The sequence below is a fragment of the Burkholderia sp. 567 genome (assembly GCF_040545115.1).
GTDB classification, from domain to species: domain Bacteria; phylum Pseudomonadota; class Gammaproteobacteria; order Burkholderiales; family Burkholderiaceae; genus Burkholderia; species Burkholderia ambifaria.
The window spans coordinates 120,144-138,587 of the sequence record NZ_JBEPLG010000014.1 but is presented as its reverse complement, the minus strand read 5'-3'; the positions used below and the strand labels follow the sequence as shown (position 1 = coordinate 138,587).

The following is an 18,444-nucleotide window of genomic DNA, read 5'->3' as shown; positions in this document are numbered from 1 at the left end:
AGACCAAGTATGGCTGCGCTGAGCTTGAAGGGCGTCAGGAAATCCTACGACGGCAAGCAGCACGTGCTGCACGGCATCGACGTGGAAATCGCCGACGGCGAATTCGTCGTGCTGGTGGGCCCGTCGGGCTGCGGCAAGTCGACGCTGCTGCGGATGATCGCGGGGCTCGAGACGGTGACGGACGGCGAGATCGCGATCGGCGACCGCGTGGTCAACGCGCTGGAGCCGAAGGATCGCGACATCGCGATGGTGTTCCAGAACTACGCGCTCTATCCGCACATGACGGTCGCGCAGAACATGGGCTACGGGCTGAAGATTCGCGGCATCGAGCGCGCGACGATCGACTCGCGGGTGGCCGCGGCCGCGAAGATCCTCGAACTCGAGCCGCTGCTCGCGCGGCGCCCGCGCGAACTGTCGGGCGGCCAGCGGCAGCGCGTCGCGATGGGGCGTGCGATCGTGCGCGAGCCGTCGGTGTTCCTGTTCGACGAGCCGCTGTCGAACCTCGATGCGAAGCTGCGCGTGCAGATGCGGCTCGAGATCCAGCGGCTGCATGCGCGGCTCGCGACGACGAGCGTGTACGTGACGCACGACCAGATCGAGGCGATGACGCTCGCGCAGCGCGTGATCGTGATGAACCGCGGCTATGCGGAGCAGATCGGCGCGCCGGTCGACGTGTACGAGAAGCCGGAGACGGTGTTCGTTGCGGGCTTCATCGGCTCGCCGGCGATGAACCTGATGCATGGCCGGCTGTCCGAGGATGGCGCGACCTTTGCGGTCGCGGGCGGTGGCCCGGCGCTGCCGGTCGCCGGCGCGCCCGGCATCGGCACCACGATCGCCACCGGGCGCGACTGGGTGCTCGGCGTGCGCCCGGAGCACATGACGCCGCAGCCGGGCGTCGCGCAGGCATCGTTGCCAGTCGATTCGTGCGAGCTGCTCGGCGCGGACAACCTCGCGCACGGCCGCTGGGGCAACCACGACGTCGTGGTACGCCTGCCGCACGCGGATCGTCCCGCGCGCGGCACGGCGCTGGGCGCCGCGCTGCCCGCGCACCGGCTGCATTTCTTCGATCCCGAGACCGGCAAGCGCGCCGGCTGACCCTGACGAACCCGCTGCGAGGCGCACGATGACTTCCCGTACCGACTGGCCCTATCCGCGCGTGGTCGCCCATCGCGGCGGCGGCACGCTCGCGCCGGAGAACACGCTCGCCGCGCTCGACGAGGGCGCGCGGCGCGGGCACCGGATGGTCGAGTTCGACGCGAAGCTGTCCGCCGACGACGTGACGTTCCTGCTGCACGACGACACGGTCGACCGCACGTCGAACGGTAGCGGGCCGGCGGCGGGCATGCGTTATGCGGCGCTGGCCGCGCTCGACGCGGGCGCGTGGTTCGACGCGCGCTTCGCGGGCGAGCGGATGCCGACGCTCGAGGCGGCGGCGGCGCGCTGCATCGCGCACGGGCTGGCGGCGAACGTCGAGATCAAGCCGTGCCCGGGCCGCGAGCGCGAAACCGGGCAGCGCGTGGCGGCCGACACGGCGGCGTACTGGCGCGATGCCGCGGTGCCGCCGCTGCTGTCGTCGTTTTCGTTCGATGCGCTGCAACAGGCGCGCGCGACCGTGCCGGCGCTGCCGCGCGGGATGCTCTACGAAGCCGTGCCGGACGACTGGCACGCGCAGGTCGTCGGGGCGCTCGGCTGCGTTTCGTTGCATGCAGACCACAAACGGCTCGACGAACCGCTCGTGCGGGCGATCAAGGCGGCCGGGCTGCGCATCCTGGTCTACACGGTCAACGACCTCGCCCGGGCGCGCGAACTCGTGCGCTGGGGCGTCGACGCGGTCTGCACGGACCGGATCGACCTGATCGGCCCGACAGCACTCGACGACCTCGTATAGCGCCGCTTACCCCGGGCAAAATTCTGTCCGGGAACCTGCGTGACGCGAAAAAACGACGCCCCGGCGGGATTCCCGCCGGGGCGTTTTGCATCGTGGAGACGTTACGTCGGGAAAAATCCGCTACAAATTGCAGCAGGATTAACCATTCCCCAAATATTCGACTACGCTTAGAAGCGGTAGCCGACGTTCAGGTACGTGACGATCGGGTTCAGCGAGATCTTCGCTTTCGACGTTTCGGTCAGGGTGCCGACCGGCGTTCTGCGGGCCGTCGTGAAGGTGGCGGTCACGCTGACCGGGATGTACGAGATCGACAGGCCCCCGAACCAGTGTTTCGTGAAGTTGTACGTGAAGCCGGCGTTGAGCACGGGCGCCCACTGGTTGCTGGTCGTGGCGCTGGTCGGGCCGCCGAGCACGCCGTTCTCGAAGCTGCTGTTCGTGATCTTTGCGCCGGTGAACCAGACATACGTCGCGCCGACGCCGAGATACGGACGGAACTTCGCGTTGGCGTCGTTGAAGTGGTAGCGAAGCAACAGGGCGGGGCTCCACTGGTACGCACGGCCGAGTACGCCGAAGTTTTCGAACCGACCCTTGCCGGTGATGTCGAACTTCGGCGGTATCCCCATGACGAGCTCGGTGGAGATGTGGTCGGTAACGAAGTAGCCCGCGGCGAGGCCGAGCGTATCGGCGTCGTTGATGCCGGCGCCCGTGTTGGGAATCGATTGGTTGATGGGCGTGCCGCCGACGCGGTAGACGAACAGCGGGTCGCTGCTGTCCTGCGGTGACAGGTGCAGCCAGCCGGTGCTGACGTAGAAGTCACCTGCGGATTGTGCGTGTGCCGGGCCGCCCGCAAATGCGAATGCGAGCGCTGCGGCCCCCGTAATGGCCAGTTTTCGTTTCATTGTGTCTCCTCCGATCAAAGGCGTGCTCATTATGACGACTGCGTTTAAAACCAAACAAGCTCGCAAGTTAGAGCTTTCTCCCTAGGATTCGCACGACCGTACGCTTCCGCGCCCCGTAGGGACAGGCATTCTACGCAGGTGCGCACTTTCGGACCTTCGGGTATTTCCTAACGCGTTCAAACGGACATTCAGCATGGCACGGTTAGCACGACTCTACGTTCCCGACCAGCCGCAGCACGTGATACTGCGCGGCCTGGATCAGCAACCCGCGTTCGTCGACGACCAGGACTACGAACTCTTCATCGATTGCCTGAAGGCCGCGGCACGCGATCACCATCTTTCGGTGCATGCCTATGTGCTGCTCCCGCGTCAGGTGCAGCTCCTCGTGACGCCGAGCGACGAGGCGAGCCTGCCGAAGGCGATGCAGGCGGTCGGCCGCCGCTACGTCGCGCATTTCAACCGGCGTTATTCGCGTCGCGGCACCCTGTGGGAAGGCCGCTATCGGGCGACCGTGATCGAAGGCGAGCGCTATTTCCTGCTCGCGAGCCGCGTGGTCGAGATGAGCCCGGTGCGCGCGCAGCTGGTTGCGACGCCCGACGCCTATCGCTGGTCGAGCTACCGGCACCACGTCGGGCTCACCGTCGACAGCCTGATCACCGACCATCCGCTCTACTGGGCGCTCGGCAACACGCCGTTCGACCGGCAGCGTGCGTACAAGGAGCTGTGCGAACAGCCGCTCGACGAGCGGCAGGCCGATCAGCTTCAACAAGCGACGCTGAAGGGCTGGGTGCTCGGCGGCGAGAATTACCGCGAGTGGGCGGCCCGCACCGCGAACCGTCGCGTGTCGCCGCTGCCGCGCGGACGCCCCAGAAAGGTGCGTGAAAACACGCCGCCCATCCAGCAATAGCGCGGGACAGGCGGATAACGAGGCGGCGCCGCGGGCGCCGCTTCTTTTTGCACCAAAACGATACGGCCCCAATAAAACAGCACCAGATCAGCGCGCGGCTTTAATTGGGGTTCGATCAAGCGGTTTTTGTTGCTATTCCTTTGATTCGTCGCGTATATTCCGAATTCCGGTGGCCCGGGTGAAGCTCGCCCAACCACTGTCGGCCGTGCCGTCTCCCGTCGGGAGCGGGATCGACGGCAACAAAAAATGGTTCAACGGCCCTCTAGGCCCCCTTTACGACGGTGTCCCCATGAACGACCACCAGAAGCCGCTCGCCGCGGTGCCCGCCGCACAAGGTCTGTACGACCCGCAAAACGAACACGACGCCTGCGGCGTCGGCTTCGTCGCTCACATCAAGGGCAAGAAGAGCCACGAGATCATTCAGCAGGGTCTGAAGATCCTCGAGAACCTCGATCACCGCGGCGCCGTCGGTGCCGATCCGCTGATGGGCGACGGCGCCGGCATCCTGATCCAGATTCCGGACGCGTTCTATCGCGAGGAAATGTCGAAGCAGGACGTGACGCTGCCGCCGGCCGGCGAATACGGGGTCGGGATGATCTTCCTGCCGAAGGAAAACGCATCGCGTCTCGCGTGCGAGCAGGAGCTCGAGCGGACGGTGCGGGCCGAGGGGCAGGTCGTGCTCGGCTGGCGCGACGTGCCGGTCGACCATGCGATGCCGATCTCGCCGACGGTAAAGGCGAGCGAGCCGCTGATCCGCCAGATCTTCATCGGCCGCGGCAAGGACATCATGGTGACGGACGCGCTCGAGCGGAAGCTGTACGTGATCCGCAAGACCGCGAGCCACCGCATCCAGGCGCTGAAGCTCAAGCACGGCAAGGAATACTTCGTGCCGTCGATGTCGGCGCGCACGGTCGTCTACAAGGGGCTGCTGCTGGCAGGCCAGGTCGGCGTGTATTACCGCGACCTGCAGGACGCGCGCGTCGTGTCGGCGCTCGCGCTCGTGCACCAGCGCTTCTCGACCAACACGTTCCCGGCTTGGGAACTCGCTCACCCGTACCGGATGATCGCGCACAACGGCGAGATCAACACCGTGAAGGGCAACGTGAACTGGCTGAACGCGCGTACCGGCGCGATCGCATCGCACGTGCTCGGCGACGACCTCCCGAAGCTCTGGCCGCTGATCTACCCGGGCCAGTCGGACACCGCGTCGTTCGACAACTGTCTCGAACTGCTGGTGATGGCCGGCTACCCGCTCGTGCACGCGGTGATGATGATGATTCCGGAAGCGTGGGAACAGCACACGCTGATGGACGACAACCGCCGCGCGTTCTACGAATACCACGCCGCGATGATGGAGCCGTGGGACGGCCCCGCCGCGATCGCGTTCACCGACGGCCGCCAGATCGGCGCGACGCTCGACCGTAACGGCCTGCGCCCGGCGCGCTACATCGTCACGGACGACGACCTCGTCATCATGGCGTCGGAAGCCGGCACGCTGCCGATCCCCGAATCGAAGATCGTCAAGAAGTGGCGCCTGCAGCCGGGCAAGATGTTCCTGATCGACATGGAACACGGCCGCATCATCGACGACAAGGAGCTCAAGGACAACCTCGCGAACGCGAAGCCGTACAAGAGCTGGATCGACGCCGTGCGCATCAAGCTCGACGAGATCGAGCCGAAGGCCGAGGACGTCGCGGCCGGCCGCACGCAGGGCGCCGCGCTGCTCGACCGCCAGCAGGCGTTCGGCTATACGCAGGAAGACCTGAAGTTCCTGATGGCGCCGATGGCGCAGCAGGGCGAGGAGGCCGTCGGTTCGATGGGCAACGACTCGCCGCTCGCGGTGATGTCGAACAAGAACAAGACGCTCTATCACTACTTCAAGCAGCTGTTCGCGCAGGTCACGAACCCGCCGATCGACCCGATCCGCGAAAACATGGTCATGTCGCTCGTGTCGTTCATCGGCCCGAAGCCGAACCTGCTCGACACGAACAACATCAACCCGCCGATGCGTCTCGAAGTGTCGCAGCCGGTGCTCGACTTCAAGGACATCGCGAAGATCCGCGCGATCGACCAGTACACGGGCGGCAAGTTCAGCGCATACGAGCTGAACATCTGCTACCCGGTCGCATGGGGCAAGGAAGGCATCGAGGCACGCCTCGCGTCGCTGTGCGCGGAAGCCGTCGACGCGGTCAAGTCGGGCTACAACATGCTGATCGTGTCGGACCGCAAGACGGACGCCGAGCACGTCGCGATTCCGGCGCTGCTCGCCACGTCGGCGATCCACACGCACCTCGTCCAGCAAGGGCTGCGCACGAGCACGGGCCTCGTCGTCGAGACGGGCTCGGCACGTGAGACGCACCATTTCGCGCTGCTCGCGGGCTACGGCGCGGAAGCCGTGCACCCGTACCTCGCGATGGAAACGCTCGCGCAGATGGCCGAAGGCCTGCCGGGCGACCTGTCGCCGGAGAAGGCCGTCTACAACTTCACGAAGGCGGTCGGCAAGGGTCTGCAGAAGGTGATGTCGAAGATGGGCATCTCGACGTACATGTCGTACACCGGCGCGCAGATCTTCGAAGCGCTCGGCCTGTCGAGCGACCTCGTCGAGAAGTACTTCAAGGGCACGGCGTCGAAGGTCGGCGGCATCGGCCTGTTCGAAGTCGCGGAAGAAGCGATCCGCCTGCACCGCGATGCGTTCGGCGACAACCCGGTCCTGCGCGACATGCTCGACGCGGGCGGCGAGTACGCGTACCGCGTGCGCGGCGAAGACCACATGTGGACGCCGGACTCGATCGCGAAGCTCCAGCACGCGACGCGCAGCAACTCGTACCAGACGTACAAGGAATACGCGCACCTGATCAACGATCAGACCAAGCGTCACATGACGTTCCGCGGCCTGTTCGAGTTCAAGGTCGAGCCGACCAAGGCGATCCCGATCGACGACGTCGAGTCGGCGAAGGACATCGTCAAGCGCTTCGCGACGGGCGCGATGTCGCTCGGTTCGATCAGCACCGAAGCCCACGCGACGCTCGCGATCGCGATGAACCGGATCGGCGGCAAGTCGAACACCGGCGAAGGCGGCGAGGACGAGAAGCGTTATCGCAACGAGCTGCGCGGCATTCCGATCAAGTCGGGCGAGACGCTGAAGTCGGTGATCGGCGACGAGATCGTCAGCGACATTGCGCTGAAGGACGGCGATTCGCTGCGCTCGAAGATCAAGCAGGTCGCGTCGGGCCGCTTCGGCGTCACCGCCGAGTACCTCGCATCGGCCGATCAGATCCAGATCAAGATGGCGCAGGGTGCGAAGCCGGGCGAAGGCGGCCAGCTGCCGGGCCACAAGGTGTCGGAATACATCGGCAAGCTGCGCTACTCGGTGCCGGGCGTCGGCCTGATCTCGCCGCCGCCGCACCACGACATCTACTCGATCGAGGATCTGGCGCAGCTGATCCACGACCTGAAGAACGTGAACCCGAGCTCGAGCATCTCGGTGAAGCTCGTGTCGGAAGTCGGCGTCGGCACGGTCGCGGCCGGTGTCGCGAAGGCGAAGGCCGATCACGTCGTGATCGCGGGCCACGACGGCGGCACGGGCGCATCGCCGCTGTCGTCGGTCAAGCATGCGGGCACGCCGTGGGAACTCGGCCTGGCCGAAACGCAGCAGACGCTGGTGCTGAACCGCCTGCGTGGCCGGATTCGCGTGCAGGCCGACGGTCAGATGAAGACGGGCCGCGACGTCGTGATCGGCGCGCTGCTCGGCGCAGACGAATTCGGCTTCGCGACGGCACCGCTCGTCGTCGAAGGCTGCATCATGATGCGCAAGTGCCACCTGAACACGTGCCCGGTCGGCGTCGCGACGCAGGATCCGGTGCTGCGCGCGAAGTTCAAGGGCCAGCCCGAGCACGTCGTGAACTACTTCTTCTTCGTCGCTGAAGAAGTGCGCGAGATCATGGCGCAGCTCGGCATCGCGAAGTTCGACGACCTGATCGGCCGCGCCGACCTGCTCGATACGCGCAAGGGCGTCGAGCACTGGAAGGCGAAGGGCCTCGACTTCTCGCGCGTGTTCTACCAGCCGGAGGAGTGCGAGGAAGTCGCGCGGCGTCACGTCGACGTGCAGGATCACGGCCTCGAGCGCGCGCTCGACCACGTGCTGATCGAGAAGGCGAAGGCCGCGATCGAGAGCGGCGAGCATGTGTCGTTCATCCAGCCGGTGCGCAACGTGAACCGTACCGTCGGCGCGATGCTGTCGGGCGTGATCGCGAAGAAGCACGGCCACGACGGCCTGGCCGACGACGCGGTGCACATCCAGCTGAAGGGCACGGCCGGCCAGAGCTTCGGCGCGTTCCTCGCGAAGGGCGTGACGCTCGACCTCGTCGGCGACGGCAACGACTATGTCGGCAAGGGCCTGTCGGGCGGCCGGATCATCATCCGTCCGACCAACGACTTCCGCGGCAAGTCCGAGGAAAACATCATCTGCGGCAACACGGTGATGTACGGCGCGATCGAAGGTGAGGCGTTCTTCCGCGGCGTCGCGGGCGAGCGTTTCTGCGTGCGCAACTCGGGTGCGACGGCGGTCGTCGAAGGCACGGGCGACCACGGTTGCGAATACATGACGGGCGGCACGGTCGTCGTGCTCGGCGAAACCGGGCGCAACTTCGCGGCCGGCATGTCGGGCGGTCTCGCGTACATCTACGATCCGGAAGGCACGTTCGCGGCGAAGTGCAACAAGTCGATGGTCGCACTCGATCCGGTGCTGCAGCAGGCCGAGCAGGAGCGTACGGTCGACCGCGCGCTCTGGCATGCAGGCATGACGGACGAAGCGCTGCTGAAGGGGCTCGTCGAGCGTCATTTCCAGTTCACGGGTTCGCCGCGCGCGAAGTCGCTGCTGGAAAACTGGGACGCGGCGCGCCGCCAGTTCGTGAAGGTGTTCCCGCACGAATACAAGCGCGCGCTGGGCGAGATCGGTGCGAAGAAGGCGGCGAAGGAAGTGCTGGCCGCCTGAGCGACGAACGACATAGCGAATGCCGCGCGCGCATGACTGCCGCGCGCGGCTCCCCCACCCGATACACCGAACAGAAGAGCACCTTATGGGCAAGGCAACCGGTTTTCTGGAGTTCGAACGCCGCCACGAGGCGTACGAAGCACCGCTCACGCGCGTGAAGCATTACAAGGAATTCGTCGCGGCGCTGACCGACGCGGACGCGAAGGTCCAGGGCGCGCGCTGCATGGATTGCGGCATCCCGTTCTGCAACAACGGCTGCCCGGTCAACAACATCATCCCGGACTTCAACGATCTCGTTTATCGCCAGGACTGGCAGCATGCGATCGAAGTTCTGCATTCGACCAACAACTTCCCCGAGTTCACGGGCCGCATCTGCCCGGCGCCGTGCGAGGCGGCGTGCACGCTCGGCATCAACGACGATCCGGTCGGCATCAAGTCGATCGAGCACGCGATCATCGACAAGGCCTGGGCGGAAGGCTGGGTGAAGCCGCTGCCGCCCGAGCACAAGACCGGCAAGACGGTCGCGGTCGTCGGTTCGGGCCCCGCGGGCCTCGCCGTCGCGCAGCAGCTCGCGCGTGCGGGCCACGACGTGACGGTGTTCGAGAAGAACGATCGCATCGGCGGCCTGCTGCGTTACGGGATCCCCGACTTCAAGCTCGAGAAGTGGCTGATCGATCGCCGCATGCGCCAGATGGAAGCGGAAGGCGTGACGTTCCGCACCAGCGTGTTCATCGGCAAGGATCCGCTGCCCGAGTCGATCGGCAGCCTCGCGAAGGAAACCATTTCGCCGGAGCAGCTGAAGGAAGAATTCGACGCGGTCGTGATCGCGGGCGGTTCGGAAACGCCGCGCGACCTGCCGGTGCCGGGCCGCGAGCTCGCCGGCGTCCATTTCGCGATGGACTTCCTGCCGCAGCAGAACCGCGTGAACGCGGGCGACAAGCTCGTCGACCAGCTGCTCGCGAAGGGCAAGCACGTGATCGTGATCGGCGGCGGCGATACGGGTTCGGACTGCGTCGGCACGTCGAACCGTCACGGCGCGAAGCAGGTCACGCAGTTCGAGCTGCTGCCGCAGCCGCCGGAAGAGGAAAACAAGCCGCTCGTGTGGCCGTACTGGCCGATCAAGCTGCGCACGTCGTCGTCGCACGAAGAAGGTTGCGAGCGTGACTGGGCGGTCGCGACGAAGCGTCTCGAAGGCAAGAACGGCAAGGTCGAGAAGCTGATCGCGGTGCGCGTCGAATGGAAGGACGGCAAGATGCAGGAAGTGCCGGGCTCCGAGTTCGAAATGAAGGCCGACCTGGTGCTGCTCGCGATGGGCTTCACGCAGCCGGCAGCCACCGTGCTCGAGGCGTTCGGCGTCGCGAAGGATGCGCGCGGCAACGCGCGTGCGGCAACCGAAGGCGATCGCTCGTACTACACGTCGGTCGACAAGGTGTTCGCGGCCGGCGACATGCGCCGCGGCCAGTCGCTCGTCGTCTGGGCGATCCGCGAAGGCCGCCAGTGCGCGCGCTCGGTCGACGCGTATCTGATGGGGCATTCGAACCTGCCGCGATAAGCGCGGTTCGTGGGCCACTGCCGTACCAGCCGGGCGTCCGAAAGGGCGCCCGGTTTTTTTATGGCCGGCGCCTGGAGGTGTCGCAGGCGTCGGCCGTCGATGCCCCCCGGCCGTGCGGGTTTGCGGCGGCTCCGACTCCTCATCATCTCCCCGAAGCGTCGCCTAACCTGATCACATCAATGACGTTGATTTTCCCCGATTCCGCTTCCTTTCGTTTTGTAATAATCCTTGGAAACTGTCATATCATGTCGCCCCACCGGCAGCGTTCGCGCGACCGCCGAATATGACTTACCCGTTTACAAGGATTCTGGATGGAAGCATTCGTGCAAGGGCTGATCGATGCCGTCAACGGTGTGCTGTGGAACTACGTGCTGATCGCGCTGCTGCTCGGCGTGGGCGCGTGGTTCACGCTGCGGTTCCGGATGATCCAGCTGAAGGCGCTGTTCCTCAGCATGAAGCTGGTCGGCAGCAAGGGCGAGCCGGGCAGCATCTCGTCGTTCCAGGCGTTCGCGACCGGCCTCGCGAGCCGCGTGGGCACCGGCAACATCGCGGGTGTCGCGGTCGCGCTGACGGTCGGCGGGCCGGGCGCGATCTTCTGGATGTGGATGACGGCGCTCGTCGGCATGTCGTCCGCGTTCGTCGAGGCGACGCTCGCGCAGATCTTCAAGGTGTCGCATCCGGACGGCAGCTATCGCGGCGGCCCCGCTTACTACATCCAGACAGGCCTGCGCTCGCGCGGCTTCGGCGTGCTGTTCTCGCTGTCGCTGATCCTCGCGTTCGGCTTCGTGTTCAACGCGGTGCAGGCCAATGCGATCGCCGATGCATTTCACACGTCGTTCGGCTGGGGCCGCGAGACGGTCGGCCTCGGCCTCGTGTTGCTCACCGCGCCGCTCATCTTCGGCGGCATTCGTCGCATCGCGTCGGTCGCGCAGGTGATCGTGCCGGTGATGGCGATCGGCTACCTCGCGCTGGCCGTCTACGCGGTCGCGACCCACGCGGCGCTGGTGCCGGGCGTGCTCGCGCTGATCGTGAAGAGCGCATTCGGGCTCGAGCAGGCGGCGGGCGGCCTGACCGGCTATGCGGTCAGCCAGGCAGTCGCGATGGGCGTGAAACGCGGGCTGTTCTCGAACGAAGCCGGCATGGGTAGCGCGCCGAACGCGGCCGCGACCGCGAGCGTGCGGCATCCGGTCGTGCAGGGGTTGATCCAGATGCTCGGCGTGTTCGTCGACACGATCGTGATCTGCAGCGCGACCGCGTTCGTGATCCTGCTGTCGGGCCAGTACGAACTCGGCACCGGCATGGAAGGCGCGGCGCTCACGCAGCGCGCGATCGCGAGCCACGTCGGCGGTTGGGGCAGCATCTACATGGCCGTCGCGATCTTCTTTTTCGCGTACTCGTCGGTGATCGGCAACTACGCGTATGCGGAAGGCAACGTCGAGTTCATCACGAAGCGGCGCGGCGTGCTGCCGCTGTTCCGCATCGCGGTGCTGGGGATGGTGATGTTCGGCAGCGTCGGGCAACTGCCGCTGGTGTGGGCGATGGCCGATACGAGCATGGGGCTGATGGCGATCATCAACCTGGTCGCGATTCTCGCGCTCGGCAAGTATGCGCATGCCTCGTGGCGCGACTATCGCCACCAGCGCGCGCAGGGCATTGCCGAACCGGTGTTCACGCGCAACACGATTCCCGAGCTCGCACGCGTGCTGCCGGCCGACGTGTGGGGCGAGCACGGCCCGCTGCCGCTGCGTCCGGCTTCAGGCGATGCGGTGAACGACGTGGTGGCCGAAGCCCGCGTCGCGGTGCGCGAGTCATGAACGGCGACCGGCTCCGTGCGTTCGTCGCGCTGATGCCCGATTCGGCATCGCGCGACGCGCTGCACGCGCTGCCGGTCACGCGCGGCGCACGGCGCACGCTGCCCGCGCAACTGCACGTAACGCTTGCGTTCATCGGCGCGATCGAACGTGCGCGGTGCGACGCGCTGGCCGAGCGGTTGCCGGCGCTCGCGAGCGCGCATGCGCTGCCGTTGCAGCGGGTCGAGCGGATCGCGTGGTGGCCGAGCCTGCCGCGCGCGCGGCTGATCGTCGCGGAACTCGCCGCCGATCCCGCCTGTACGGCGCTGAATGCCGATTTATCCGTGCTGTTGCGCGAGCTGGGCGTGCCGGCCGACCGCCGGCCGTTCCGGCCGCATGTGACGCTCGCGCGGCTGCCGCGCGATGCCGACGGACAGCCCGCGCACGGCGGCGCGACCGGTCGGCCGGTCGCGGTGCGCTTCGTCGCGCTGACGCTGTTCGAAAGCCGGCTGTCGCACGACGGTGTGTCGCATGTGCCGATCGTGTCGGTGCCGATCGGGCGGGCGTAGCGGGAAGAGGGGAGGACGAACGAGAGAAGGCCGGCGCGGTGTGCGCCGGCCTTTTGTTTTTGCGCTTACGCGGCGACCTTGTCGGTATCGGTCACGCGCTCGACGTTGATCATGCCGACGTGGAACGCGGCCAGCGACTCGCGGTGGGCGATGCTGACGATCGCGGCCTTCGGCAGCCGTTCGGCGAACAGGTGATAGAGCCGTGCTTCGTTGTCCGCGTCGAGCGCGCTCGTCGCTTCGTCGAGGAACAGGAAGTCCGGCTTGTGCAACAGCACGCGCGCGCCGGCGAGACGCTGCTGTTCGCCGGGCGACAGCACGCGCGTCCAGTGGCCGGTCTCGTCGAGGCGCCCGACGTAGTCTTCGAGGCGGCACGCGCGCAGCGCGTCGCGGCACGCGTCGTCGGTGAACGCGTCGGGCGCGGCCGGATAGGTGAGCGCGGCCTTCAGCGTGCCGATCGGCAAGTAGCTCGTCTGCGGCACGAACATCATCCGCGCGCCGACCGGCGCGTCGATCGCGCCGTCGCCGAACGGCCACAGGCCCGCAAGCGCGCGCATGAACGTGCTCTTGCCGGAACCCGACTTGCCGATCACGAGCCAGCGGGAGCCGGGTTCGATCGTCAGGTTGCCGATGTTCGCGAGCGCGGTGCCGTTCGGCAGCGCGAGCGTCAGCGACGATGTGGACAGCTTCGCGGCATCGACGTAGTGCAGGTTGATGCCGCCGTGCTCGGTTGCCGGCGACAGGCTTTCCTTCAGGTGCGACGTCCCCATCACGCGCTTGAATTCGCGCAGACGGTTGACGGTTGCGCGCCATTCGACGAGGGTCGAGTAACTGTTGATGAACCACGAGAACGAATCGCTGACGGTGCCGAACGCGGACGAGATCTGCATCAGCACGCCGAACGAGAACGCACCCGCGAAATAGCGCGGCGCGGCGACGACGAGCGGGAAGATGATCGCGATCTGCCCGTAGAAGCTCAGCACGAACGTGAGGCGCTTCGTGTACTTCATCACGCGCCACCAGTTGTCGCGAATGCGCATGAACAGGCCCTGCGCGTTGCGGGTCTCGGTTTTCTCGCCGTCGTAGAACGCGATCTGCTCGGCGTTCTCGCGCACACGAATGAGCCCGAAGCGGAAATCGGCCTCGACGCGCTGCTGCTGGTAGTTGATCGACACGAGCGGGTGGCCGACCTTCTGGATGATCAGCGAGCCGACCACCGCGTACAACGCGGCCGCCCACACCATGTAGCCGGGGATCGTGATCGGCGTCGCGCCGAGCGAGAGCGTCAGCGCGCCGGCGAGCGACCACAGGATCGTAATGAACGACACGAGCGTGACGACCGTCGACAGGAGATCGAGCGACAGCGCGAGCGTCGTCGTCGCGAACGACTGGAGGTCGTCGGTGATCCGCTGGTCGGGGTTGTCGGCGAGGCGGTCGCGTTCGATCCGGTAGAACGCGCGATCGCCGAGCCACTGGCCGAGAAAGCGGTCAGTGAGCCACTGGCGCCAGCGGAACCCGAGCATCTGCCGCAGGTAGCGGCCGTACACCGCGAGGATGATGAAGCCGAACGCGAGTGCCGAGAACTGCATCAGCAGGTTCGGGAAGTCGTGGACGTCCTTCGACTGCAGTGCGTTGTAGAACTGCGCGTTCCACTTGTTCAGCTTGACGTTGATCCAGACGACGCAGAGATTGATCACGATGATCGTGACGAGCAGCCCCCACGCGGTTTTCCATTCGGACGACACCCAGTAGGGCTTGATGAGGCTCCATGCGGATACCGGGCGCTCGTCCTGCGGCGCGTCTGAGGCGGAGCGGACGGGATCGATCGATTGGGTCATGTGCTTCCTGATGAGTAGCCGGCGCGCGGGCCGGGCGAAGCCGGGCGCGCGCCGCGATAAGGCATGCCGGGGCGCGGCGCCGACTGACGGCGGGCGCACGGATGGTCGCCCGCGCGTCTTAAACGGCGCTTAAGGGCCGGCGGTGACGCGGCAACCGGCCGCTCGCGCGGCCGGCCTGCGGGCATTGTGCCAGAGCGGCGCGGCGCGACGGCGAATTTGCCGCAAGGGGGACAGTTTGCGGCGCTTTCCGCTTTTATGGTCTAATGGCCGACGACGAAACAGGGGTGCTTCGAGCGCGGCCGACGGTTAATTCCGGGCGACGCGGCGAGGCTGAGAAAGACCCTTCGCACCCGATCCGGGTAATACCGGCGAGGGAAGTTTCTGATCCCGCCGGGCCGCGCTGGCCGCCATCCCACATGGTCAGCGCCCGAGTCCCGCCCGGCCGGCCTTTGCTGCCGGTTTCGTCCTTTTGGGTACGCGCTTTGCGCGTTACGGAAGGAATGATGACCGCTCAATCTTCAGTCTTTTGCGCTGTTCCCGATCCGCTGTCGCGTGCGTTGGCACGGGACGGCGCGCGCGCGTCGACGTCCGTCGCACGAGCCCGCGCGGTTCGCGGGGAGGGTGCGCGATGAACGTCCACGCTTCCCGGCCGGATTTCGCGGTGCTCGGCGGCGGCCTCGTCGGCCGGCTGATCGCCTGGCGGCTCGCGGGCGACGGGCATCGCGTCGCGCTGTACGAGCGCGGCGGCCCGGACGGCGAGCAGTCGGCCGCGTGGATCGCGGCCGCGATGCTCGCGCCGCTCGCCGAGGCGGCGAGCGCCGAGCTGCTGATCACCGAGCTCGGCGCCGCGTCGCTCGCGCGCTGGCCGCAATGGCTCGCGGAGCTGCCCGAACCGGTGTTCTTCCAGCATCACGGCACGCTCGTCGTCTGGCATCACGCGGATCGGGCGGAGGCGCCGCTGTTCGAGCGGCGCGTGCGCGCGAACGCGCCGGCCGAGCTGTTCGACGGCGGTTTCGTCACGCTGGCCGGCGCGCAGGTCGACGCGGCCGAGCCCGCGCTCGCGGGGCGCTTCGCGCGCGGCCTGCTGCTGCCGCGCGAAGGGCAGCTCGACAACCGGCAGGCGCTGCGCGCGCTGGCGGCGGGCCTCGCGCAGCGCGGCGTCGAGCTGCACTGGCACGCGACGATCGACGACGCGAACCGGCCCGACGCACATTTCACGATCGATTGCCGCGGCCTCGGCGCGAAAGCCGCGCTGCCCGCGCTGCGCGGCATCCGCGGCGAAGTCGCGCGGGTGCGCGCGCCGGGCATCGGGCTCACGCGGCCCGTGCGGCTGTTGCATCCGCGCTATCCGCTGTACATCGCGCCGAAGCAGGACGACCTGTACGTGATCGGCGCGACCGAGGTGGAGGGCGAGGACATGTCGCCCGTCAGCGTGCGCTCCGCGCTCGAACTGCTGAGCGCGGCGTTCTCCGTGCACCCGGCGTTCGGCGAGGCGCGCATCCTCGAACTCAATGCGCAGTGCCGCCCGACGCTGCCCGACCACCGCCCGGCGGTGATCTGGGACGGCGCGACGACGCTCGCCGTCAACGGCCTGTACCGGCACGGCTTCATGATCGCGCCGGAAGTCGCGCATGCGGCGGTCGCGTTCGCGCAGGCCGCGCTCGGCGGCGCGTTCGCCGATGCCGATGCGTTCACCGCGTGGCGCGATGCCGCGCGCTGGCCGGCGCTCCTTCATCACCGCGACGACGCGCGCCAGCCGGCCTGATGCGCGCCGCCGACCGAATTCGATCAAGCCTCATGGATATCCAGATCAACCAACAGACCCTGACGCTGCCCGACGGCGCGACGGTGGCCGACGCGCTCGTCGCGTTCGGCGCGCGTCCGCCGTACGCGGTCGCGCTGAACGGCAATTTCGTCGCGCGCACGCAGCATGCGGCGCGCGCGCTCGCGACGGGCGACAAGCTCGACGTGGTGCACCCCGTCGCGGGCGGCTGAGCGCCGCCGGTTCGCCCCCGCTCTTCCAGGAAAACGACATGACGTCCCTCACTTCCGCCGACGCGCTGACGCTGTACGGCGAAACCTTCGCAAGCCGCGTGCTGCTCGGCACGTCGCGCTATCCGTCGCTGCAGTCGCTGTCCGATTCGATCGCCGCGTCGCGTCCGGGAATGGTGACGGTCGCGCTGCGCCGCCAGATGACGGGCGGCACCGCCGAAGCCGGCTTCTTCGACCTGCTCAAGCGTCACGCGGTGCCGCTGCTGCCGAACACGGCCGGTTGCCAGACCGTCGCCGAGGCGGTGACGACGGCGCACATGGCGCGCGAGGTCTTCGAGACCGACTGGATCAAGCTCGAGCTGATCGGCGACGACTACACGCTGCAGCCCGACCCGGTCGGGCTGATCGAGGCGGCCGCGCAACTGGTCAAGGACGGCTTCAAGGTGCTGCCGTACTGCACCGAGGATCTCGTGATCGGCCGGCGCCTGCTCGACGTAGGCTGCGAGGCGCTGATGCCGTGGGGCGCGCCGATCGGCACCGGCAAGGGCGTCGTGAACCCGTACGGGCTGCGCGTGCTGCGCGAGCGGCTGCCGGACGTGCCGCTGATCGTCGACGCCGGGCTCGGCGTGCCGTCGCATGCGTGCCAGGTGATGGAATGGGGCTTCGACGGCGTGCTGCTGAACACCGCCGTATCGCAGGCCACGCATCCGGAGATCATGGCGCGTGCATTCGCGCAGGGTGTCGAGGCCGGCCGTGCGGCCTACCTCGCCGGGCCGATGGATGCGCGCGAGACCGCGCACGCGAGCACGCCGGTCGTCGGGATGCCGTTCTGGCACCAGGACGGAGGCGGCGCATGAGCGCGCGTTTCGCCGATGCGTTCTGGCCACCGGCCGACGAGCTGGCCGAAGCGGCCGAGCGGATTCGCGCCCGCCTGGGCGACTGGCTGGCCGGCACGACGCCGTGGCGGCTGTGCGTCGCGGCGCCCGACGTGCCGGTCGACGGCGACGTGCTGATCGTGTCGGCCGGCGATCGTGCCGCGCAGGCGCGCGTGTCGGCCGCATCGCGCCCCGCGGCGCCGGATGCGGTCGCGATCGAGTTCGACGAGCACGGCGCGACGTTGCATGCCGCGGGCGTGCGCCATGCGCTGGAAGCCGCGCATCCGCTCGGCGACGACTGGATCGCGGCACTCGCCGCATTCCTCGATTGCGGTTTCGCGCCGATCGATGCGCTGGTGCTGGCACTCGCGTGGCGTGACGGCGACGAAACGCGCGGCGCGGATGCGTGGCCGGTCGACGCCGCGCGATTTCCGCGCGTCGCCGGCCTGGCCGCCGCGCCGGAGCCCGCATTCCCGCCGTGCCCCGCGCAACTCGGCCTGTATCCGGTCGTCCCCGACGCCGAATGGGTCGAGCGCGTGCTCGATTGCGGCGCGCGGACCGTGCAGCTGCGCGTGAAAGGCGCGGACCCTGCCGCGTTGCGCGGCGAAATCGCGCGTGCGGTCGCGGCCGGGCGCCGCTATCCCGATGCGCGCGTGTTCATCAACGATCACTGGCAGATCGCGGTAGAAGAGGGGGCGTACGGCGTACATCTGGGCCAGGAAGACCTGGAGACGGCCGATCTGGCCGCGATCGCGCACGCCGGCCTGCGGCTCGGCCTGTCGAGCCACGGCTATTACGAAATGTTGCGGGCGTTGCACGGGCGCCCGAGCTATCTCGCGCTCGGCCCCGTGTACGCGACCGCGACCAAGGCGGTTGCGGCGCCGCCGCAGGGACTCGCGCGGATCGCCCGCTATGCGCGCTTCGCGGAGGCGCGGGCGCCGCTCGTCGCGATCGGCGGCGTGGGCCTCGACGCGTTGCCCGACGTGCTCGCGACGGGCGTCGGCAGCGTCGCGGTCGTCAGTGCGATCACGGGCGCTAGCGATTATCGGGCGGCGGTTGTTGCGTTGCAGCAATGTTTTGCCCGACAATTTGACAATCATTGACCGCAGGGCCCGGAACGGCGTCACGACATCATTCCAATGCA

At 67.6% G+C, this 18,444-nt stretch carries 13 protein-coding genes and 1 riboswitch; of the genes, 11 read left to right on the top strand and 2 right to left on the bottom strand.

The window, feature by feature from the left end; translation table 11 throughout:
• The first annotated feature begins 9 nt into the window (after positions 1–9).
• Entirely contained in the window at positions 10–1,095 is a 1,086-nt protein-coding gene (locus ABIC50_RS30875) for a sn-glycerol-3-phosphate import ATP-binding protein UgpC (RefSeq protein WP_105834637.1), read from the top strand.
• 28 nt (positions 1,096–1,123) lie between these two features.
• Entirely contained in the window at positions 1,124–1,888 is a 765-nt protein-coding gene (ugpQ, locus tag ABIC50_RS30870; protein WP_354168599.1) for a glycerophosphodiester phosphodiesterase, read from the top strand.
• A 167-nt stretch (positions 1,889–2,055) separates the two neighbouring features.
• On the opposite strand, the gene ABIC50_RS30865 is transcribed toward ugpQ, so the two are convergent.
• Complete coding sequence (locus tag ABIC50_RS30865) at positions 2,056–2,787, bottom strand: OmpW/AlkL family protein (RefSeq protein ID WP_011655784.1); 732 nt, start codon at positions 2,785–2,787, stop codon at positions 2,056–2,058.
• 193 nt (positions 2,788–2,980) lie between these two features.
• On the opposite strand from ABIC50_RS30865, the gene ABIC50_RS30860 reads away from it, so the two are divergent.
• From ABIC50_RS30860 to thpR, 5 genes are all read left to right on the top strand, one after another.
• Positions 2,981–3,694, top strand: coding sequence for a transposase (locus tag ABIC50_RS30860; protein WP_006752972.1), 714 nt, complete (start codon positions 2,981–2,983; stop codon positions 3,692–3,694).
• Between the two features lie 289 nt (positions 3,695–3,983).
• Complete coding sequence (locus ABIC50_RS30855; RefSeq protein WP_354168597.1) at positions 3,984–8,687, top strand: glutamate synthase-related protein; 4,704 nt, start codon at positions 3,984–3,986, stop codon at positions 8,685–8,687.
• A gap of 85 nt (positions 8,688–8,772) precedes the next feature.
• The gene (locus ABIC50_RS30850) at positions 8,773–10,239 is read left to right on the top strand and encodes a glutamate synthase subunit beta (RefSeq protein ID WP_354168595.1); all 1,467 of its coding nucleotides are present in this window, start codon (positions 8,773–8,775) and stop codon (positions 10,237–10,239) included.
• A gap of 311 nt (positions 10,240–10,550) precedes the next feature.
• A complete protein-coding gene (locus tag ABIC50_RS30845) occupies positions 10,551–12,053 on the top strand; it encodes an alanine/glycine:cation symporter family protein (protein ID WP_354168594.1) in 1,503 nt (500 codons plus the stop codon).
• Positions 12,050–12,598: an RNA 2',3'-cyclic phosphodiesterase gene (gene thpR / locus ABIC50_RS30840; protein ID WP_354168592.1), complete on the top strand. Its 549-nt coding sequence runs from the start codon at positions 12,050–12,052 to the stop codon at positions 12,596–12,598. Before ABIC50_RS30845 ends, thpR begins: the two co-directional genes overlap by 4 nt.
• Positions 12,599–12,663: 65 nt before the next feature.
• Here the strand turns inward: thpR and ABIC50_RS30835 are convergent, their stop codons facing one another.
• Positions 12,664–14,433, bottom strand: coding sequence for an ABC transporter ATP-binding protein/permease (locus tag ABIC50_RS30835; RefSeq protein ID WP_354168590.1), 1,770 nt, complete (start codon positions 14,431–14,433; stop codon positions 12,664–12,666).
• 270 nt (positions 14,434–14,703) lie between these two features.
• Positions 14,704–14,827: riboswitch (TPP riboswitch) on the top strand.
• Positions 14,828–15,061: 234 nt separating this feature from the next.
• Between ABIC50_RS30835 and ABIC50_RS30830 the strand changes: the two genes are divergently transcribed.
• The 4 genes from ABIC50_RS30830 to thiE are packed head-to-tail and all read left to right on the top strand — an operon-like array spanning position 15,062 to position 18,403.
• Positions 15,062–16,198 carry an FAD-dependent oxidoreductase gene (locus ABIC50_RS30830; protein WP_175753209.1) on the top strand — a complete coding sequence of 379 codons (1,137 nt, stop codon included), beginning with the start codon at positions 15,062–15,064 and terminating at the stop codon, positions 16,196–16,198.
• Positions 16,199–16,230: 32 nt separating this feature from the next.
• Positions 16,231–16,428, top strand: a complete 198-nt coding sequence (gene thiS / locus ABIC50_RS30825; protein WP_006762101.1) for a sulfur carrier protein ThiS — start codon at positions 16,231–16,233, stop codon at positions 16,426–16,428.
• Between the two features lie 38 nt (positions 16,429–16,466).
• A complete protein-coding gene (locus ABIC50_RS30820) occupies positions 16,467–17,282 on the top strand; it encodes a thiazole synthase (protein ID WP_006755423.1) in 816 nt (271 codons plus the stop codon).
• The gene (gene thiE / locus ABIC50_RS30815) at positions 17,279–18,403 is read left to right on the top strand and encodes a thiamine phosphate synthase (RefSeq protein ID WP_354168588.1); all 1,125 of its coding nucleotides are present in this window, start codon (positions 17,279–17,281) and stop codon (positions 18,401–18,403) included. Before ABIC50_RS30820 ends, thiE begins: the two co-directional genes overlap by 4 nt.
• The last annotated feature ends 41 nt before the right edge of the window (positions 18,404–18,444 follow it).